This is a genomic window from Geodermatophilus dictyosporus (genome assembly GCF_900115505.1).
GTDB classification, from domain to species: Bacteria; Actinomycetota; Actinomycetes; order Mycobacteriales; family Geodermatophilaceae; genus Geodermatophilus; species Geodermatophilus dictyosporus.
The window spans coordinates 221,017-240,606 of record NZ_FOWQ01000006.1 but is presented as its reverse complement, the minus strand read 5'-3'; the positions used below and the strand labels follow the sequence as shown (position 1 = coordinate 240,606).

Here is a 19,590-nt window from a genome sequence, read left to right as displayed (position 1 = left end):
TGAGACGTTTCTGGGCTATTGAGGCTCGCGGCGTGGCTGCCAGCCCTACTCAACGGTGGGAGGCCAACGGCAACCGGGCTATCAGCCGCATGATCCGTCCGTGACGCTGGTGCCATGCCCGTCCTGTCGGCCACCGCCGCGTTGCCCTTCAATCAGCCCGGGCGCGCCGCTGCCGGCCTCCGGGCCCAGCTGCGACTGCTGGCCATTGACCGAGGGCTGCGTCCGGACTGGTCGACCTTCACGGTTACGGCGCTCGACCCGACGGTCGATGCCCGGGGTCGCGCCTGGTTCGCCTGGTCAGCCGCAGTCGACTGCCGGGCCGACATGACGGCCTGAGCCGCCTCAGCACTGAGGCAACCGCTCCGGGGCAGCCGGGTCGATGTCGCCGTAGACCCGCGTGGCGTAGGGCGTCGCGTCCGGGCTGGGCGTCGATCCGGAGCCAGACGTCGGACTGCTGAAGGTCCTCTCCGACGTCCGGGTCGGACCGGCATCAGCCGGCCGATCATCCGGTAGCAGGCCGTCGGCTGGTTTAGAAGTGCGGCAGCCCCAACCGCTCATTGACCGCCGCGGCGTAGCCATCCGCCTGGCCAGCCGCGTTTGGGTGGAATGACTGGCTATTGGCCACCGGGCTCCGCCCCCTGATGGAGGCGATCGTCGCCAGGGTCGGACCGTTGATCCACTCGCCGGCGTTCCCGCAGACCTCGTGGCCCGCGAAGGCGGCGTCAACGGGGACGAACTCAACGTAGCCCGAGCCGTCGCGGTTGACCCGGTCGGCGATCGTTTGGTTCAGCTCGGACGTCCAGCGGCGCATGGCGTTCTGCTCAGCGTTCGTGAAGCCGATGTTGGCGACCGGCACGACCGCGCCTCTGCCGGCTGCGCTCGCCCTCACATACACGGTCTGCTCGCGCAGCTTGGCGCAGTTCTGCTCGGCAGCCGACGCTGGGAAAAGCTGCGGATAGCCCAGCACCAGGATGCGGGCCTGCGGCGCCTGCTCGTGGACCCGTGCGTAAATCGCCGACAGCTGCGGCGCCAGCCGGTCGCGCGCCTCACGCTGGAACTGGTCCAACGTCTTGCCCTGGTAGCGGGCGGTCTGGCAGTTGGGGGTGGTGGCGCAGAAGGTCACGATGTCCGCGAAGGAGGCGTCGTTGCCGCCGATCGTCACGGTGACTAGATCCGTATCCGCGTCGACCGGCAGGTCGTTGGCGTTGCCGGTATCAGCGGAGCGGTTCAGCTCCAGCTGACCGAGCGGGTCGCCGTAGCGTCCGGCTCCGTCATTAAGCAGGTTGCGGGCCTCCGCTCCGCTGCACGCCTGGAAGCCCCAGGCCACGCCGGTGTCCGGGTTGCGGCTCAGCTCTTGGAGCGTGGCGTCGGCACCGGGGACCTGCACCAGCGTCGAGTACGCCTGTGTCGAGCGGTGGCACTTGTTGTTCGGCTCGAAGAATGGCTCGACGCCTTCGCCCGCCGAGAAGGAATCGCCCAGCGCGACGTACTTGAAGGGGCCGAGCTGCGGGTCGCCCGGCGTGATGACGTCGGTCACCGGCGGGTTGGTCATGAACATCGCAAAGAAGATGTTGTCGTCGTTCGACGGGTTGGCGGTCGTCACGTTGATGGCCGTGTCGCCAGCCCGCACGAAGGGCTTGAGGTCGTACAGCTCATCGTCCGAGCGCGGCCCGGATGGAGGCAGCTGCGCGTCGGCATTGAAGGGCAGGTCGCCATGGCCGCCGACGGTGATCAGGGCGCCGTCGGATCCTTGACCGTCGTCCTCGCCGCCGGCCGATGACGTCAGCCGCCGACCGTTGACGTCAACCGTGCTGTACTGCTGTATGCCGTCGCTCTGGTACCCGTAGGAAATTCCCAGCGACATCTGGGCGATCGTGCTCGGCGCCAGCGGATCGATCGGACCGGACAGCTGCAGGGTGAAGTTGTCGCCGGCCGTCTGGGTGGCACCGAAGAGGAAGGTCACCGACCGGTCGGCGCCCTGGTTAGGGTCGTTGAAGATGACGCTGAGGATTTCGCCATCAAGCGACCCCGAGGCGCTTTCCCCGAGCGTGAAGGAGACGGCGCCGGCCGGCGCAGTGTCCAGCTTGGCCTTGACGGCGGACGTTACATCGGCCCAGTAGTTGCTTGACCCGATGTACGAGGCGGTCTCATGGCCGAGCGCCACCGGCGCTCCATCAAGCGTGATCTCACCCTGCATCGGGCCCCGTCCGCCGGTGGATGCCGCCAGCAACACTGCCCTGCGGACCGTGGCGCCACTTGGCTTGTCAATGGTCAATGAGCCGGTTGTGCCTATAAGCCCAGCGGCGTCGGAGGAGGTGGAGATGCGCCCACGCTCGTTGACGATGACCTGCAACCCCTGCGGCGAGCTGTCGGCTGCCTGCGTTGAGAAGGCCTGCGGCGCTTCGCTCAGGGACTCGGGAAGGGTGCCCGGCACGGTGTCCGCTGTCGCGGCCACCGGCGAGAAGAATGCGGCCGCCGCCGCGCTGGAGGCCATCAGGCTGAGGCAAGCGCGGCGCAGACCCATGAGGACCCCCGTGTCGGTTGCGATCCTGGCGCCAGTGGTGCCAGGCGGCGCGAACTTAGGGGCTGCTGACCGCTGCCGTCTCCCCCGACACGCACCGCTCCGCAAGTTTGTCCCCTCGGTTACGTGTCCTCCTGCCTCAGCAGCTCGGCAGCCGGTCGAGGTCATTGGCCGCGATCTCGCCGTAGGTGAGCGGCGCGTACTGCGTCAGCCCGCGCGAGCCGATGACCTGCACCCAGACGTCGACCTGCCGCGCCCGCTCGCCGACGCTCGGGTCGGACACCACCACCCGGCCCGTCGTCCGGCAGACGGCCGGGTGGTGGTGTCCGACCATCCATAAGGTCCCGCTGCCCATCAGGTCATCCGAGCCGACGCCGGGGAAGACATGGACGTATGGCGACCCGACGAACGCGTCATGCGGAAGGTCACGGAGCCCAGCGGCTGGACGGGCTTCCGCGGTTGGCGTCGCGGGACAGCCGCCGCCTGCGTGCCCGACTCATCCCGGCCGAACGTGACAGCCAGCGCCACGACGGCACCGCTGGCGAGCACAGCCGCGCCGGTAATAAGCGCCCAGCGCCCGTAGGACAGCGGCCGCAGTCCTGACGACTTTGAGAGGTACCGCCGGGCCGTCTTCCGCATGTTCGCCAACATCTGCTGAAGCTAGTAGAGCTGGGCGCCCGGGCGGCTACACCGGCCGGGCATCCGTCCGGTCGCGTGCATGTGTCTTATGAGGCGCGATCGAGATACTGACGGCGAGCGCGGTTGATGGCCTCGGCGGTGCTGAGGGGTAGGTCCATCTCGTCGTCGCCGTCATGGACGTCGACGATGCGCGCGACGTAGGTCTCGGCTTCGGCGCGGTTGCCTCCGCGGTAGGCGACGCAGATGGCGTCGAGCAGGACCCTCTCGTCGTCGGGCGCGACGAGCAGCGCGGTGGCGCTGGCGGTCCGGGCGGCGTCCAGGTCGTCATGAGCGAGTGCTGCTGTGATGACCTGGTGGGCGACGTCGCAGATGGCCGCAGTGAGGGTGAGGTCCAGCCCGTCGAGCCACTCGTAGCCGCTGGGACGTTGGGCAAAGGGCTGTCCGGACACCAGCTGCAAGGCGGCCAACAGGTCGGGCATGCCGTCACTGCCGCGCACGGCGGCGCGGGCGCGCAACTGACGGAAGAGATCGGCGTCGACGAGGACGTTGGTCAACGTGTAAGGGCCACGGTGGCCGGGGCTGAGGTGCTTGTCGCCGGTGGCGGGGTCGGTACCGAGCCAGGCGCGGGCGCCGGCGGTGATCCGGTGCACGTAGGCACGTGCGCTGGCCGGGTCGGTCCTGCCACCGCGGGCCGGCTGCAGGGCAGTGGCGGCTTCGTCGACGGTCGCGCCGTGCGGGCGGGTGGCGAGGTACGCGATCGTCTCCTCGTAGCGGCGGCGCAGCCCGGACCTGGCGACGGCTTGCTCGTTGCCGTGCGCGCGCAGCGTGACCGGGCCGAGCAAGGTCAGGCGCGGCCGGGTGCAGTCGGGATCCCACCAATCGGCGAGGTCGCGGTCGAGTTGCTCCAGGTCGTTCTCGATCCTCTGCCGCAATCCGGTCGCCCGAGGGAGGTCGAGCGATGCCACGTCGTCGGCCGTGGGCCCAGCAGATGCTCCGCCCCTGGCCGGCTGCGCTGGCGCGGAGTTGTCCTGCGCAGCTGATGAGCGGTGTCGGGTTGACCCGTGCAGGGAAGCGGGCCCGGGGGACTCGTCGCTCCCGCGCAGGAGCACCTCGTCGCGCAGGGCGCCGCCGGCGTCCGTGTGTGCCTGCCAGGGTCGCTCGCCCTCGGCGGCGGGGATGGGCTGGTCTGCGGTGTCGCGCTCGAAGGCCAGCAGCGTGGCGATGTCGCGGGCCTGCTGGGCGGTCAACTGCGGCGCCGGTAGCTGCAGGTCGAGTGCGGGAACGAGCAGCGACCCGTCCTCGGTCAGCGTGAGCAGCCAGTCGTCCCTCCCCTGCGTCGGCTCGATAGCGAGCACGACGACGGTCGGAGTGCGCTCCTTACGACCTTCGAGCGCGCTCGCTGATTCGGCGATCTGGTCACTGTCCGGCTGATGCGGAGCGAGGACGACGTGCGGCATCCAGCCGGTTCCGGTCGCCGCGTGCAGCCGCCCCGCCAGCACGTCCTCGCCGTCGCGGTCGACGCCTTTTGTCAACTCGGTCTGTAGGTCGGCAGTAGAGGAGGCCTCGACCGGCTGCATCCGATCGGGGGCGAGGTCGACGAGTTCCTCACCGAAGCCGACGGTGGTGACGGTGAGCAGGTCCGACCAGCCGTTGACGGCGAGCTCGGCGGCCAGATGCCGGGCGAAGTCCTCGCACCGGTCCGCCGGACCGGTCACCCGCAGGACGCCGACACGCTCCAGGTCGAGCAGCCAGCGTCGCCCGCCCTCGGTGCCGAGGGTGACCAGCGTCGGGAACGGCGCCAGGCGGCCGCGGGCCTCGTCGGGGCCGATGTCCGGGTCCTCGCCCAGCTCTAGGGACCACCAGAGGCCCGTCTCGTCCGCGGTCCACGGCCCGGGCGGCAGTCGGTCGGTGGTGGCGTGCAGCCGCAGGTCCAGGCGATCGCCGTCGAGCCGGGCGGCGACGACGTCGGGAAGCCGGCCGTCGGGCTCCTCGGAGATCAGCACCGCCAGGCCGCGCAGGGCCCGGTCGAGCGCCGCGTAGTCGGCCCGGCCGGCACCGGCCGCGGCAGTGACCGCCGCCTGTGTGGCGGAGAGCCCGGCCGGCAAGGCCGCGAGCCTGCGGCCGGGACGGCGGCGACGCAGGCGCTGCCGGCGGTGGGTGAGCCAGGCGGCGCCGAGGCCTGCGGCGAGCAGGGCTCCGCCGCCGCTGAGCACGATCGCCAGCTCAGACGCAGGCTGGTCCTCGTCGGTGTCCGGCACCTCGGCCTCGGCCGCCGGATCAGGACCTGTGTCACCGGATGGGCTCGCCGTCGTCGCCGGAGCCGGTGACGGCGGCGGTGAGGTGGGCGCGGTGGGCTCGTTCTCGCGCGGCCGGGCCGGCGCCGGTTGCTCGGGCTCGATCGGGGGGACCGGCGCGGGGGCCGGTGCATCGGCGGGTGGGAGGTCGAGGACCTGGCCGGGGCGGATCAGGTCGGGATCGGTGAACCGGGCGCCGCCGGGCGTCGGCTCGCCGGCGTTGAGGTCGAAGATCGGCTGCCAGCTGTTTAGGCCGTGCCGCTCGGCGATGTCGGCGAGGGTCTCGCCCGGCTGGACGACCACCTCTCCGGCGGTCGGCCCGGCCGCCGCGACGGTGGCGTCGGGAGGAAGCACGAGGATCCACCCGGGTCGGATGATCCCCGGGTCGGAGAGCGCACCGCCGTCGGCTTGGAGTCGGCCCCGGTTGAGCTCGAGGATCTCCTCGAACCGCGCCCAGTCACCCAGGTGCCGGGCGGCGATGCGACCCAGGGTGTCCCGCGGCTGCACCGTGTAGACGGGCCCGGCCGCGGCGGGTGCAGCCGGCTGGCTCTCCGGCGCCGGAGCGGGCGCCGGCGGAGGCTCCTCGGTCGGCTGCTCGGCGACGACCGGTGGGTCGGCCAGCGCCGGGCCGGCGAGCAGCGGTGCGCCGCCGACACCGACGACAGCGGCCACCAGGAGGCCGGCCAGCTGCTGCGGCGCGGCGAGGCCAGGCAGCCGTAGCGGCGGGAGATCCCAGAGCTGGGCGATCAGCTCGACGGCCACCGACACGGCGAAGAGCGCCCACGCGGCCCAGCCGACCGCGACCAGCAGCCCGAGGAACAGCGCGCCGGTGTCCGGTCCGCTCAGGGCGGCGGTGACCTGCGCCCAGGAGGGCAACCGCTCGGGCAGGTACGCGCCGCCGAGCCGCCACAGGCCGACGGGGACGCCGGCGACGCCGATCACCAGGAGCACGAGGGCGGACGCGCGCCGCAGCGGATCGAGGGGGCGAGGTGACGCGGTCATGGGCCGGCTCCTCCGTTCTCGGCGGTGATCAGGTCCGCGGTGCCGGTGCCCTCGACGGTCAGGGTGGCGATGCCGATCAGGCCGAGGAAGGTGGTGGGCTCGGTGAGGGTGGTGGTCACCTGCAGGGTGTCGCCGTCGACGACGGTCACCGCGCCGGCCACGGCGTTGCGGTCCAGGTAGTCCTGCGCAGCGGCGACCGCGGCGGCCGGGTCAACCCGGATCTCCCCGGCGAGCGCGGCGGCGACGTCGAGCGCCTGGCCGCCCGCGCGGGCGGCCTCGTCGGCGACGGCGTTGGCGCGCTGGGTGGCGGCCACCTTGGCGCCGCCGTCGACGGCCAGACCGATGATCAGCAGCAGCCCGGGCACGAGGACGGCGAGGAAGACGCTGATCGCCCCCCGCTCGGAGTGCACCCGCCCGAGGTGCTGTCGCGTGCTCATCGTTCGCGGTAGGCGTCGACGGGGCTGGTGAAGACCGCCTCGACGGTCACCGATCCGGGCAGGCCCGGCGCCAGCAGATCGGCCATGCCGACGGCGCAGGCAATGGTGACGGTGACGTCGCCGGGCTGGCCGGGCGGCGCGGAGAACCCGGCGGTGTCGACGTCGACGCTGGTGGTCTGGCAGCGCAGGTCCTGGGCGGCCAGGGTCTGCTCGGCCTGCGCGCCGGCCAGGGCGGCGGCGGTGGCGGGGTCACGGGCGAGGGAGGCCTCCCGGGCGGCGGCGCGGGCGGCCTCCTGCACGGCGCCCTCGGCGATCTGGGTCCGTCCGGCGAAGACCGCGAAGGACAGCAGCAGCAGCAGCGCCGGGGCCAGCAGCGCCAGCTCCACCGACACCGCTCCCCGCTCCCCCGTCTCAGCGCTCATGGGGCGGGCCGTTCGACGGGGCCGACGGCGGTCTGGGTGACCGACCAGCCGGACAGGCCGGGGAACAGGCTCAGCGAGGTGCCGGTCACGGTCACCGAGATGGTGGCCGGCGAGCCGTTCACCGTCACGTCGCGTCCGGTGAGCAGGTCGGAGGCGGTCTGGTCGAGGAAGCCCTCGGCGGCCGACTGGGCGCGGGCGGTGGAGGCGGGCTGGACTCGGCCCTCGCGGGCGCCCTCCTGGGCGGCCCCGAGCGCGAGGGAGCGGGCGTAGAACCACAGCGCCCCCTGGATGAGCGTCATCACCAGCAGGAGCACCACGGGAAAGGTGACCGCCAGCTCCACCGACGCCGCGCCGCGCTCCCCCGACAGCCGTCCACCCGCCGCGCCGCCGGTCCGGCTGCCCCGGGCACGGCCGGACCGCGACGGCGGGGTGGGCCCGCGGGAGCCGGCGGAGGGGACCACGGGAGCGCTACTGGATGGAGGACGAGCGGGAGGTGACGGCGTTGGCGATCACGGCCACCAGGGCGACGGCGATGCCGATGAGGGCGACGGTGATGATCACCTGCTCGACCGACAAGGAGCCCCGCTCCGGCTGGGCGCGGACCGCGCGGAGCCGGTCGCGCAGCGCCGCCCCGAGGGCGGTGAGGATGCTGATCAACGGTGTCATCGGGCTGTCCTTCTCGGTCGGGGCGTGCGGTCAGGTGGCCAGGAGGCGGGCCAGGGCGGGATAGAGGAACAGCAGGAGGAACGCGATCGACAGCAGAGCCACCGGAGCGGTGAGCTTCTCGCTGGCCGTGTTGGCCGCCGCCTCCTCCTCGGCGAGCAGCTGCACGCGCAGCGAGGAGGCACGGGCCCGCAGCGTGGGGGCGATCGACGCGCCCTCCTGCGCGGCGACCACCGCGATGTCGGCGACGTCGGCGAGCTCCCCGACGCCGGTGTCGGCGGCCAGCCGGCGCAGCCCGTCCCACGGCGGCTCGCCGGCCAGCCGGGCGGTGACGAGCGCGTCGGCGATCCGCCGGAACACCCCGCCCTCCCCGAGGGCGGCGGCCCGCTCCAGGGCGATGGTGGGTCCCTCGCTGGCGTCGCGCCGCAGGCTGACCAGGTCCAGGTAGGAGCACAGCGCCCGGCGCATCTGCCCGCGGGCCTCGGCGGCCTGATCGCGCACGACGAGGTCGACGACGAGGAACAGGACCCCGGCCAGCGCCAGGGACCCGGCCACCGGCACCGCGGCCGGCAGCCGGACGCCGGTAGCGCCCAGCACGGCGGTCAGCAGCGGCACGAAGAGCGCGCCGAACGCAGCCAGGCCGACTTTGCGGGCGGCGTAGCCCTCCGGTGTCCAGCCGATCAGCGCCAGCGTCTGCGCCGGTGTCCGCGGTCCGGCGGCGGGCAGCCGGCCGGCGGCCCAGGTTCCCGCCCGGCCGGCTATCCGTCCCCACCTGTCTCCTGCCTGCGTCAGGGGCAGGGTCGGTGCGGCGGCCGACCGTCCGTCGAGGCGGGCCAGCGCGTCGGTGAGCCGGGGCTGCTCGACCACCAGGACCGCCCGGAGCAGCAGGAAGACCCCGAGCCCGACGAGGGCGCCGGAGCCGATCAGCGCCGCCTGGATGCCGCTCACGACACCGGCACCTCCGTCGACCCAAGTTCAGTGCGGCGGTTGCGGTCGCGGTCGGCCAGGAAGCGGGAGGACGGTGCGGCGGCGGTCAGTCGGCGCATCCACAGCAAGCAGCCGACGATCAGCGCGGCGATGGCGGCCAGCGCCAGCTGTCCGACGACGGTGCCGTAGGGCGCCAGGTAGTCGCCATTCAGGGCGGCGAGGCAGGCCGCGGCGAGGGTGATCAGCAGCAGCCACCGGGCGTTGGCGCGGGGCTTGGCGCGGTCAGCCTCGACTTTGCGGCGCATGGTGACCTCCTCGGTGAGGCTTCCCGCCAACTCGGTGAGCACGCGGGCCAGCCCGGGCCCGCGGAGCTCCGCACCGAGCAGCAGCGCGGCGACGACCAGGTCGCCGGCGGCGTCGTCGAGGTCGTCGGCGAAGGCGAGCAGCGCCCGCGACGTCGGCCACCGGGCCTGCAGCCGGGCGGCCAGCGTCGCCACCTCGGCGGAGATCGGCTCCGGCGCGGTGCGCGCGGAGCGGATCAGCGTCTGCTCCAGACCGCCGCCGGCGGCAAGCACGTCGGAGCTGCGGCGCACCCACTCCTGCAGCGCCTCCAGCCGCTCCACCGCGGCGTTGCCGCCGGCGAACTGCGCCAGCAGCCACGGGACGCCGACCACCGCTCCTCCGGCAAGCGCGCCGCCGACCGGCCATCCGGACACCAGCCACACCCCGGCCGCCACGACGGCAGCGGTGCTCCACAGCACCCCCTGTCGCCGGACCCGCCGCGGATCGGCCGGCCCGGTGGAAGGGGGCCAGCGGCGCGGCGGCCTAGCCGTTGCCGCCGGGGCGGTGACGGCGTGGGCGGCCAGCAGCAGGCCGCCGATCACCAGGGCCCCGCACGTACCGGCCAGCAGTCCCGCGCCGCTCATCGCCGGCTCCCGGCCGCGCCGGCCCAGCGCGCGGAGGCAGATCGCAGCCAGTCGGGATTGAAGCCGACGCGGGTGTAGTCGGCCAGGGCCACCGGATCGTGCTCGGCCACCGCCCGTCCGTCCGGGCCCGGGGCGAACACCTCGGTGAGCGCCGGGCGCCCGCCCTCGCCGATGCCGTTGCACTCCACGACCTGGCTGACGAACCGGTGGCGCTGCCCCCCGATCCACCGCTCGTCGACGGTGGACAGATGCACGACCAGGTCGATCGCCGACGCACACGACCGGTAGGCGTGCTCGGGGGTCACTCCCGCGCGACCGCGCATGCACAGGTTCGCCAGCCGCTCGAAGGCGTGGGCGGCCGAGCGGGCGTGCAGGGTGCAGGCCGAGCCGCCCTCGCCGGCCTCCATCACCTCGATCAGCGGCCAGGCCTCCTCGCCGCGGACCTCGCCCAGCCAGACCCGGCTCACGTTCATCACCAGGGCGTGCTCCACCAGCTCAGTCAGCGTCACCTCGCCGAGGCGGCGGCCGTCCGGGCCGCGCTCACCGGTGCCCTCCCGCGCCTCGAAGGGCACCACCCGGGGATGCCGGTCGGGCAGCTCGTGCAGCAGCAGCTCGAAGTGCTTCTCGATCGTGGCCAGGTTCTCGTTGGCGGGGAGCTCGTTGGCCAGCGCGCGCAGCAGCAGGGTCTTGCCGGCACCCTGGCCCCCGGTAACGACGATGTTCTTCCGCGCGCGGACCGCCGCCCGCAGGAACTCCGCCAGCGGCCGGTCGATCGCTCGCAGGCCGACCAGGTCCTCGAGGTCGACGTTGCGGATCCGGTGCCGGCGGATCACCAGCTGCGGCCGGGGCACCGTCTCGATGACCGCCGCCAGTCGCGACCCGTCCGGCAGCCGCATGGTCAGCAGCGGGCTGGCCGTGGTCAGCGTCCGCTCGGCGCGGCCCAGCCGGGCGGCGATGTGCTGCAGCTGCCGCACCAGGTCCTCGTCGGAGTCGGCGATCGGGCCGACCCGGACGTCGCGTCCGTCGGCGTAGCCGATCCAGACGTTGTCGCAGCCGTGCGCCTCGATGTTCTCCACCTGCGGGTCATCGACGTAGGGCTGCAGCCGGCCCAGCCCGAACTGGGCGGCGAACGCCGCCTCGGCGATCGCCCGTTCCTCGGCCGCCGACGGCACGTCCTGACCGGTCCGCATCCGCTCTCGGACCAGCTCGTCGAGCCCGTCCTGAATGAGGGTGCGGGCCAGCTCCTGCTGCGCCCTGGCCGTCAGCGCGGGGCGGCGCTTGAGCTCCTCGGCCAGCGCCGTCCCGGTGGTCTCGTGCAGCCGGCGCACCAGCGCCCAGTCGACGGGTCGGGCGGACGCGTCCGGTCCTCGAACGGGGATCCCGACCGTCCCGTCAGTGAGCGGATCAGCGGTCACGGCGGCCTCCGGCGGTGGCCGCCGACGCCGGGGTCGGCGGCGGGGTTAGCCGGACCTCGTGCGCGGCGGCGAACTCGGCCAGCCGGACCGCCGCGGACCGGGCGGCCCGCAGCAGCGCCGATTGGGCGAACAGCCGCCCGGCCGGTGCGCCCTCGCTGAGCACCGCCGCCGCCCGGGCGTCCCGCGGCAGGACGCCCACCACCGGAACGCCCAGCACCTCGCCGATCTCCCGCTCGCCGTACGGCTCACCCGGCCCCACGACGAGCGCCGCCAGCACGCCGGCACCCGGGGCCAGACCGGCTCCCTCGTCGCGCAGTTCGGCGACCGCCTGGGCCGCCGCGCGCACCGCCCGCAGCGTCGACCCGGTCACCACCACCACGGCGGCCGCCCGGCGGAGCACCGCGGCCGGGAAGTGTTCGGCCCGCAGCCGCCCGCAGTCGGCCAGCACGTCGACGGCGCCGTCCTCCACCGACGCCAGCGCCGCGGCCAGCCGTTCCCAGTTCACGTGCCGGGCGGTGGCCGCATCGGACAGGCCGGGCAGCAGCCGCGCCCGCCCCGTGGCGTCCAGCTGCACGAGGTGGGCGTCCAGCTGCCCGGCCAGCCCGCCGCGCCGCGCCGCCAGCTGCAGCTCGGTCAGCCCGCCGGCGGACAGCCGCGCGCGTCCGTAGCCGGCCAGGACGTCGCCACCGGCCGGGTCCAGCTCGGCCAGCACCGCGCCGCGCGGCCAGGACAGCGTCAGGGCCAGCGCGGCGGTGGTCACGCCGGGGGCGCCCTTGGCCGAGCACAGCGCGATCAACACGGCGGCCGTCCTCGCCTACTCGCCGGCCACGACGACGATGGCGACCAGTCCCGCGGCCGCGCGGGCCGCGACGTCCGGCCCGTCGGCGGCGTCGACGAGCACGTCGACCACCCGCAGCCCGTCGGTGCCCGGCGGTCCGGACCGGACCACCGTGGCCTCCACCGGGCCGGACGTCCCCGCCGTGCCCGGCGCTCCCGCCGCACCGCTGCCGGTCACCGGGACCAGCAGCACGTCGTCACCGGGCCGCAGGGACGTCGTCGGCAGCTGGACCGCCGACACCCCCACGCCGACCAGCTGCTGACCGGGCGGCGGAAGCGGCTGCGCGGTGAGCGCCGCGCGGGTGAGCAGGGATCCCCGCGTCAGGGTGGTGGCGGCGACCATGCCGATCACCTGGTCGCGGTCGCCGTAGGGGATGGGATCCAGCGCCGGATGGGCGGACACCCGCGCCTCCACCAGATCGGCGGCGGTGATCTGCTGCCCCCAGGGCACCTCGCGCGCGACCGCGATCACCGGCGTCGTCCGTCCCAGCGAGGTGGCCAGGTAGGCGGCACCGAGCGCCCCGAGCACCACCATGGCCACCGCCAGCGCCAACAGTGCCGGACGACGGCGCCGGCGCGGTGGCGGCAGCATCGGCGCCGGGGACGACCCGTTGACCACCGCACGACCCGGCGCGCCGGTCCGCGGTGGATGCGTGCGGGTCATCGGCGACCGCCGTCCTGGTTGAGGACGTGCAGCTCCCCGACGACCAACTCCGTCGACGACGACAGCTCCAGCGTCTCGGTGCCCGACAGGCCGCCACCGGACCAGGTGATCGTCCAGGTGCTCGTCGCCGTGACCGGCCACGCGCCACCGGGTACGTGCCGGGTCGACGCCTGCGCGTAGACGTGGCCGCAGTCCGGGGACTCCTCTCCCGCCCCCGGCACGTACGGCGTCCCGGCGCCACAGACGACCGTGGTGCCATCCCCCATGTCCCAGGCGATGCGGCTCACCTCACCGACCGCGGTGACCGTGACCCCACCGGCCGACACCGACTGCCGGGCCGGGCCGAGGAACTGCTCACCGCGCTCGGTCCACATCCACACCGGCAGGCCGACCAGGCCACTGGTCGAGCCCGGCGGCGGAGCCATCCGGATCTCCGGCGCGCGCATCACCAGCGCGGCAATCGCCTGCTCCGCCAGGACTCGCGGATCCACCGCAGGCGCCGGTGCCGCGGAGCCGTTCGCCACGAAGACGAGGACCGCGGCGAGACCCGACCCGTCCCCGCGCGGGCAGACCTGCACGTACACCACGCCATCGGCGGCCGTCTTCCCCTGCCAGATGACGCTGTCCGGTGCCGGCTGCGGCTCGGCCACGCTGTATGTACACGGGTTCGCAGATGCCTCGTCTTGGCCGTCCCGCTCTGCGCTGCCCTCCGTGACGGGGGCACTCCCCGTGCTCACATCGCCAGCGGCTCCGCTGTCTCCTGGCGTCGAGACCCACAGCAGACAGGCCCCAGTGCGGGGATTCGTCTTGGAGCACTCGACCGTTGGCTCTGCGGAGGCAGTGCCTGGAGACGTCACTCCGATCAGCACGGCCGTGACAACTACCGAGGTACGAAGGATCCGCCTTAGCATGGCCGGTCCGGCAGAGGCTCCAGACGGGTGACCAACCAGGGCTCCCCGGGCTCTGCCATGAACTGGACGACTGCTATGTCCCAGACGTAGTGGGGCGGTGTACCGGGCGGCACAACCTCACCAGTCGCGACGTTGATCGTCCGGGCACTCTGGCTGTCGTAGCAGCCGGTGATCCTCACTGTTGGCCCTTCGGGCCCAGACAGGTCGACACCAGTGACCTGCAGGTCTACGACGGAATCGCCGTCTTGCCGAAGCCCGAGGGTGCCGTAGTCACGCACCGACTGGACGGTGAGGAGAGCCGCCGGATCGGCGGCATACCGGCGGATTTCGGGTTCCCAGTCTCGGGCGTTCGGCTCACGGCTGGCCGCATCACTGATCTGCAGCAGGCCTTCGAAGGTCTCGATGGCGGTCTGGGCTGCTTGTTCATCCGGGCTTGGGGTCTCCGACGTCGTAGTTGACGGCACCGCGCTCGGCCGCGACGGGGTCGCCTCGCTCGATGAGGAGCTCTGCGGAGATTCCGTCTCCGCCGTGCAGCCGGTGAGGGCCAGAAAGGCAGGCAGGAGCACACCCGTCACCCGTCCCCGCGCCGTCATTGCGGCAGCGTCCTACGCGCGCGACGGTCGTTCCTCGGCACACGCACGGGTCCGACGACGCCCGGACGCGGTCGCTGACCGACAGTTGACACCGCGCCAGCCCCAGCCACGCGCGACTGTGCCGTGTGAGCCATGACACCTCCCGGGCAGCGGATGCGGGAAATTACCACCGCAATCGCCCGTGGAGGCAATCTCTTCCTCCAGTAACTCTCCTGTTCAGGCCCCGAAGGACGCCACGGCGAGGTGGTCGCGTCGAGAGCGACGGACGGCGGCGTCCACGCGGGGGACGTCCACACCCAGAACGTCGGCGATGGCGGTGGTGAGCCTGGTCGAAGGATCCGCGCCGGGACGGCCATCCTCCAGTCGCACGTACGTCATGACGGACAAGCCGGGAGCGGTCACCTCGTTGGTCGCCAGCCCGGCCGCCAGGCGAAGGGCCGCCAGGGGCGGGTCATCGGGATCGACGTCGAGGAGATACAGCGGCTCGACACCCAGCGCGGCCGCCAGCCGGGGCACGAAGCGGGGTCGTGGACGCTCGAGTCCCGTCTCCCAGACCCGGATGCGCGACGGGCTCGACAGCTCGAGTCGCGTGGCCAGTTCTTCTCGGGTCAGCGCCATGGCCTCGCGGGCAGCCTGCAGGCGGTCGCCTCGCAGCAGTGGCCGCGCCACGGCAGTCCCCCATCACCCGTTCGGTGGACAACCCGCCCGTGGCGCCGAACCCTAGCGCCCGGTGCCGTCCCGGTCCTCCGGCGCTGCGCGCCGGCACGACCGGACCGAGCAACCGGGGAACTACAGGAGCGGAACTGGAGGATGCGCCCTGCCGGCGACTGGCCGCGGTTGGCGGTGAGGACCCTGGAGGACAGGAGGTCGGCGCAGCCGCGCGTTGGAGACATCTGTGCTCCCGCCGGAGCGGTCACACCCGACGGTCGTCGGGCGTGGCTAGCCGCGCTACGCCGTCTCGCCGGAGCACCCAGAACGGCGGTGGCCCGTCGGCTATTTCAGGGGTTTGTCATGGATGGCTAGGACGCTCGCCTCGCTCACGAGGCCCTGACCTGCGGTTATGCTCCCCCGATTGGACTCGAACCAATAACCCTGCGTTTGCGGTCGCTCGACTGGGCCACGCTATTCACGTGCGCACCAGTGGCGCCAACTTCTGCGATGCGATGTTCCCGTCGGCACCCTCGTGACCTCAAGACCTCCGTCCGCATTCTGAAGTCACATGGTTACCCGGAAGGTTGGTGATCGGGGGGACAACCAGAGAAGCGCTGCAGAAGGGCAGCGACGCTCGATCCCATGACGATGCAAGCAGCGAAGGGGCAAGACGTCGATCGCGGCCCGCTACTGACCGTCGCTCAGGCCGGTGAGTTCCTCGGCACCGGGGAGCGCTTCATCCGCCGGCTGATCACCGAGCGACGGATCGCTTACGTCAAAGTGGGCAAGTATGTGCGTCTCGAGCGCTCGACGCTAGACGCCTTTGTGGATGCCAGCCGCGTCCACAGTCAGCGGTAACGAAGGCGGAGAATCGCCGACGCTCCCGACAGAGTCGCGGCATGACCAAGCGAACGTTTGGGTCGGTCGACCGGCTCCCAAGCGGCCGCCACCGCGCCCGGTACCTCGGCCCCGATGGTCAGCGGCACACCAAGATCTTCAACACCAAGGCTGACGCCTGGGCGTGGCTGGCCAGCCAGCAGACCGACCTCCTCCGCAAGAGCTGGCGAGCACCGAACGCCAGTAGCCGGACCATCGGCGAGTATGCCCAGGAGTACCTGGCCCGCAACGACCTCCGCGGGAGCACCCGCGTCCTCTATGGAGGCCTGTGGCGTCACCACCTCGCTACGCCATGGACGGACGTCCCCGTCGACGAGGTCACCCCCGCCGCCGTCCGCTCCTGGCACGCCAAGGCCGGCCAGACGACTGGCCCAACAGCACTGGCGCAGGCGTACCGGCTCCTGCGGGCCATCCTCAACGTCGCGGTCGCCGACGAGGCCATCGCTTCCAACCCCTGCCGGTTGCGTGGCGCCGGCACACCGAAGGCCTCCCGGCCGTCCCGCGCACTCACGGCGACAGAGGCCTTGCAGCTGGGCGAACAACTGGGGCGGGACCGGAGAACGGAGCGCTACCGCGCACTCGTGCTCGTGCTGGCCTTCGGCGGACTCCGCTTCGGTGAGGCCACCGCGCTGCGGCGCTCCGACGTCCTGGGGAACGGTCTGCTGCGTGTCGAGCGCTCGGTTCGCCGCGTGGGCGGACGGTGGGTGGTCGGCGAACCCAAGACCGACGCCGGACATCGCACCGTGGCCCTGCCCGCCGCCATCGCGGCGGTACTGGAGGACCACCTGGAGAAGCACGTCCCCACTTCTCCGGACGCGCTCGTGTTCTCCACCAGTTCCGGCGGCTACCTGGCCCGCAGCAACTGGAACTCGACCTTCCGCCGCGCCGCCGACGCCATCGGCCTGCCCGCAGTCCGGCCGCACGAACTTCGCCACACCGGCGCCACCCTCGCCGCGACCACCGGCGCGACCACCAAGGAGCTGATGCGCCGGCTCGGTCACTCCTCCCCCGCCGCCGCGCTCCTCTACCAGCACGCCGCCGACGACCGCGACGCCGACATCGCCCGCGCCCTCGACGCCATGCTGGGTGCGATTAGCGAGGCGCGCGACGATACTGAGCGTCCGGAGGAGCCGTGAAGCGATTCGGCAGACACGGTGGTCACATGGGCCTGTCGAGTAGATGAGCGTGCCGCCGACCAGCATAGTTAGGCCTACGGCGTCGCGCGATCAGGCTGAACATGCCGCTGGTGCGGACGGTTGGACCTTCTCGGCGACGAGGTGCCCAGCGAGTTGATGCCGACTTCAGTGGCTCAGTCTCGCTGCCGTGTCAGAGTCCGTGCGTGTTGTTAACGAGCGCGACCGTCGACATCCGGGTCCGGCAGCAGGGAGGGAAGTGGACTGCCCCGAGCAGCTACGGCTACATCAACGAGGCGGAGCTCCAGCAGATTCTCTTCGACCAGCCGAGTCTCATCGAGGGCGTCAGCTCCCGTGCTATCGCCGTCCGTGAGCTCACCATGAGCGTCGGGCGTGCTGACGTCGTCATGATCGACACCGACGGCACGATCACCATCGTCGAGTGCAAGCTCGCGGCCGGCCCCGACATCCGCAGGACCATCGTCGGCCAAGTGCTCGACTACGCCGCCCGACTGGCGGAATTGACTCCAACCGTCTTCGCCGAGCACTGGCAGCGACGCGGAGGCCAGCCACTGGACCAGTTCTTCGACGGCCAGCCGGAGGAGTCGCGCCGTGCGTTCGAGGCCAACCTCGAGGCCGGGGTGTTCACCCTGGTTCTTGCCGTTGACTCCATCAACACCGACCTGCGACGCATCGTGCGGTACCTCAACATGCACACGTCAGCCGGGATGCGCCTGCTGGCCATTGAGTTGCGGCGCGCGGAACATGGCGGGACGGAGATCCTCGTGCCTACCGTCTATGGGTCCGAGTCGGCCGACGAGAAGGACGCACGCGGAGGAGCCGGGGTCGGCACCCGGTGGACTCCTGCCGACGTCGACCCCTGGTTGCGCGAGCGCGATGTCGAGCTGGCCGACGCGGTGATCGCCTTCACCGAGGACCTTGCTCGGAGCGGTCTCCGTATTCAAGGCGGTGGCGCCGGCGCGCATCCGAGCTTCTCCATCTGGGGAACCGCGGCGTCGGGCGTGGAGATCGCTCCCTTCAGCGTCTACTGCGGATCCCCCGCGTCGCTGTCCTGCAACTTCCAGTGGACCTCCGGAGCGGGCGAGACAGCCCTGAGCCGGTTCCTCGACGACCTGGTCGCCGCCGGGGCACCGCTGAAGCCCGAGGTCATTCGTGACGCCACATACAAGAGGCGACCCGGGATCCCCCTCGACCTGTTGAAGGACCCGGCTCGGCGTTCCGCTATCGCAGCGGCGACCCAACGCCTCACGCAGGGCGCGCCGACAGGCTGACGACCAGTCAGCAACGCTGCAGAGAGAACGACGAGGGACGGGCATGGCGCTCTGGATGGTCCGCAGTGGACGGCGCGGCGAGGGCGATGAACTGGCGCTCACCAGAGGGCTAGTCGGCATCGGTTGGCCGGAGGTGGGGGACCTCTCCGGTGTCACGAACGCCGAGCAACTCAGGGACCACCTCAGCACGAGCTACCCGGACGCCAAGGTCACCACGATCGCCAACTGGGTCGGTCAAATCGACGCCTTCCAGCGGCGCATGGCGGAGGGCGACCTCGTGGCGCTTCCCTTGAAAGGAACGCCGGCGGTGGCGTTCGGACGCGTCACGGGGCCCTACCGGTACGTGCCGGACGCTCCAGAGTCGATGCGGCACCAGCGGTCGGTGGCGTGGATACGGGAGGACGTCCCTCGCGAGTCGATCGACCAGGACATCCTCTTCTCGTTGGGGGCGTTTCTCACCGTCTGCCGGATCCAGCGCAACGACGCCGAGGTGCGAGTCAGGGCGCTGCTGGACGGCTCCCCCACAACTCGAGGCCTCTTCCCCGCCGACCCGGCGGTGGAACAGCCGGCGAGCGACGTCGTCCGGCAGCCAGACGCCGACCTCTTCGATCTCAGCCGCGACCAGATCCGCCGCCGCATCGGCGCGCGCTTCTCCGGTCACGAACTCCCCCGCCTGATCGGCGCTGTCCTTGAAGCGGAAGGCATGTACGTGCACGTCTCCCCCGCTGGCCCCGACGGTGGAGTAGACATCCTCGCGGGCGAAGGTGAGATGGGCTTCGACGGTGTGGGCTTGGCCGTGCAAGTCAAGTCCGGTGGCGTCGTGGTGGACGCGCCCACCCTGCGGGAGCTGCAGGGGGTGATGGCCAACTTCGGGGCGACTCGAGGCCTGATGGTCAGCTGGGGTGGCTACACCAAGAACGCTCGTGCAGAGGCGCGGCGCCTGTTCTTCCAACTCCGGCTGTGGGACGCCGACGACGTCATCTCCCGCGTCGAGGCTGTCTACGACCGGTTGCCCCAGGAGATTCAGGCCGAGCTCCCATTGCGCCGCATTTGGACGCTCGTCCCCGACGAGGACAGCTGACGCGACTTGGGCGCGAGCGCCCGGGCTAGCGCCGGCCCTGGCGCGATTGGTCACATAGTGGTCACGCGGGCCTGCCTAGACACTCGAATAGGCCGCTGAGCAGCGCAGACGGTCCCGCAGCGTCCCGCCTTCCAAGCTGGCCATGCCAGTTTGATCCCCGCGGCAGCCACGAGGTCGGGAAGTGATCGCCTGCGGCGAACCCGAACCACACCCGAACCTGGGCACGGCCATGCTGGACGTCCGGATCCACGTCCAACAGGTGGCTTCGGCGGAGGTCGCGCAGCG

General features: G+C 72.2%; 20 protein-coding genes. 5 read left to right on the top strand and 15 right to left on the bottom strand.

The annotated features are described in order from the left end of the window. Positions 1-114: 114 nt before the first annotated feature. A complete protein-coding gene (locus BMZ33_RS15960; RefSeq protein WP_091112596.1) occupies positions 115-336 on the top strand; it encodes a hypothetical protein in 222 nt (73 codons plus the stop codon). Positions 337-529: 193 nt separating this feature from the next. Here the strand turns inward: BMZ33_RS15960 and BMZ33_RS15955 are convergent, their stop codons facing one another. From BMZ33_RS15955 to BMZ33_RS15885, 15 genes are all read right to left on the bottom strand, one after another. Continuing rightward, complete coding sequence (locus BMZ33_RS15955) at positions 530-2,494, bottom strand: GDSL-type esterase/lipase family protein (RefSeq protein WP_169064418.1); 1,965 nt, start codon at positions 2,492-2,494, stop codon at positions 530-532. Between the two features lie 166 nt (positions 2,495-2,660). Beyond that, positions 2,661-2,876, bottom strand: coding sequence for a hypothetical protein (locus BMZ33_RS15950; RefSeq protein ID WP_169064417.1), 216 nt, complete (start codon positions 2,874-2,876; stop codon positions 2,661-2,663). 370 nt (positions 2,877-3,246) lie between these two features. Next, entirely contained in the window at positions 3,247-6,405 is a 3,159-nt protein-coding gene (locus BMZ33_RS15945) for an AfsR/SARP family transcriptional regulator (protein ID WP_169064416.1), read from the bottom strand. A 47-nt stretch (positions 6,406-6,452) separates the two neighbouring features. After that, positions 6,453-6,893 (bottom strand): TadE/TadG family type IV pilus assembly protein, encoded by a 441-nt coding sequence (locus tag BMZ33_RS15940; RefSeq protein WP_091112582.1) that lies wholly within the window; start codon positions 6,891-6,893, stop codon positions 6,453-6,455. After that, the gene (locus BMZ33_RS15935; protein WP_091112579.1) at positions 6,890-7,315 is read right to left on the bottom strand and encodes a TadE/TadG family type IV pilus assembly protein; all 426 of its coding nucleotides are present in this window, start codon (positions 7,313-7,315) and stop codon (positions 6,890-6,892) included. Before BMZ33_RS15935 ends, BMZ33_RS15940 begins: the two co-directional genes overlap by 4 nt. Beyond that, positions 7,312-7,776 carry a TadE/TadG family type IV pilus assembly protein gene (locus tag BMZ33_RS15930; RefSeq protein WP_169064415.1) on the bottom strand — a complete coding sequence of 155 codons (465 nt, stop codon included), beginning with the start codon at positions 7,774-7,776 and terminating at the stop codon, positions 7,312-7,314. The genes BMZ33_RS15935 and BMZ33_RS15930 overlap by 4 nt, the downstream gene beginning before the upstream one ends. A 7-nt stretch (positions 7,777-7,783) precedes the next feature. Continuing rightward, positions 7,784-7,981, bottom strand: a complete 198-nt coding sequence (locus BMZ33_RS15925; protein WP_091112575.1) for a hypothetical protein — start codon at positions 7,979-7,981, stop codon at positions 7,784-7,786. 30 nt (positions 7,982-8,011) lie between these two features. Beyond that, positions 8,012-8,926, bottom strand: a complete 915-nt coding sequence (locus BMZ33_RS15920; protein WP_091112571.1) for a type II secretion system F family protein — start codon at positions 8,924-8,926, stop codon at positions 8,012-8,014. Next, positions 8,923-9,831 (bottom strand): type II secretion system F family protein, encoded by a 909-nt coding sequence (locus BMZ33_RS15915; protein WP_091112568.1) that lies wholly within the window; start codon positions 9,829-9,831, stop codon positions 8,923-8,925. Before BMZ33_RS15915 ends, BMZ33_RS15920 begins: the two co-directional genes overlap by 4 nt. Continuing rightward, entirely contained in the window at positions 9,828-11,246 is a 1,419-nt protein-coding gene (locus tag BMZ33_RS15910; RefSeq protein WP_091112565.1) for a TadA family conjugal transfer-associated ATPase, read from the bottom strand. The genes BMZ33_RS15915 and BMZ33_RS15910 overlap by 4 nt, the downstream gene beginning before the upstream one ends. Further along, positions 11,236-12,045 carry a hypothetical protein gene (locus tag BMZ33_RS15905; protein WP_091112562.1) on the bottom strand — a complete coding sequence of 270 codons (810 nt, stop codon included), beginning with the start codon at positions 12,043-12,045 and terminating at the stop codon, positions 11,236-11,238. Before BMZ33_RS15905 ends, BMZ33_RS15910 begins: the two co-directional genes overlap by 11 nt. 15 nt (positions 12,046-12,060) lie before the next feature. Next, entirely contained in the window at positions 12,061-12,747 is a 687-nt protein-coding gene (locus tag BMZ33_RS15900) for an SAF domain-containing protein (protein ID WP_091112556.1), read from the bottom strand. Next, entirely contained in the window at positions 12,744-13,397 is a 654-nt protein-coding gene (locus tag BMZ33_RS15895) for an ATP/GTP-binding protein (RefSeq protein WP_169064414.1), read from the bottom strand. The genes BMZ33_RS15900 and BMZ33_RS15895 overlap by 4 nt, the downstream gene beginning before the upstream one ends. Positions 13,398-13,651: 254 nt before the next feature. Continuing rightward, positions 13,652-14,224 carry a hypothetical protein gene (locus tag BMZ33_RS15890; protein ID WP_169064413.1) on the bottom strand — a complete coding sequence of 191 codons (573 nt, stop codon included), beginning with the start codon at positions 14,222-14,224 and terminating at the stop codon, positions 13,652-13,654. A 243-nt stretch (positions 14,225-14,467) separates the two neighbouring features. Further along, a complete protein-coding gene (locus BMZ33_RS15885) occupies positions 14,468-14,920 on the bottom strand; it encodes a helix-turn-helix domain-containing protein (RefSeq protein WP_091112546.1) in 453 nt (150 codons plus the stop codon). A gap of 624 nt (positions 14,921-15,544) precedes the next feature. Here BMZ33_RS15885 and BMZ33_RS15880 point away from each other — a divergent pair. The 4 genes from BMZ33_RS15880 to BMZ33_RS15865 all read left to right on the top strand — a co-directional run bounded on the left by BMZ33_RS15880 (position 15,545) and on the right by BMZ33_RS15865 (position 19,305). Further along, positions 15,545-15,760 carry an excisionase family DNA-binding protein gene (locus BMZ33_RS15880; RefSeq protein ID WP_169064412.1) on the top strand — a complete coding sequence of 72 codons (216 nt, stop codon included), beginning with the start codon at positions 15,545-15,547 and terminating at the stop codon, positions 15,758-15,760. Positions 15,761-15,801: 41 nt separating this feature from the next. Beyond that, complete coding sequence (locus tag BMZ33_RS15875) at positions 15,802-16,935, top strand: site-specific integrase (RefSeq protein WP_091112542.1); 1,134 nt, start codon at positions 15,802-15,804, stop codon at positions 16,933-16,935. A 203-nt stretch (positions 16,936-17,138) separates the two neighbouring features. After that, positions 17,139-18,224, top strand: coding sequence for a PDDEXK family nuclease (locus BMZ33_RS15870; protein WP_091112540.1), 1,086 nt, complete (start codon positions 17,139-17,141; stop codon positions 18,222-18,224). Between the two features lie 43 nt (positions 18,225-18,267). Beyond that, positions 18,268-19,305: a restriction endonuclease gene (locus tag BMZ33_RS15865; RefSeq protein ID WP_091112537.1), complete on the top strand. Its 1,038-nt coding sequence runs from the start codon at positions 18,268-18,270 to the stop codon at positions 19,303-19,305. Positions 19,306-19,590 lie beyond the last annotated feature (285 nt).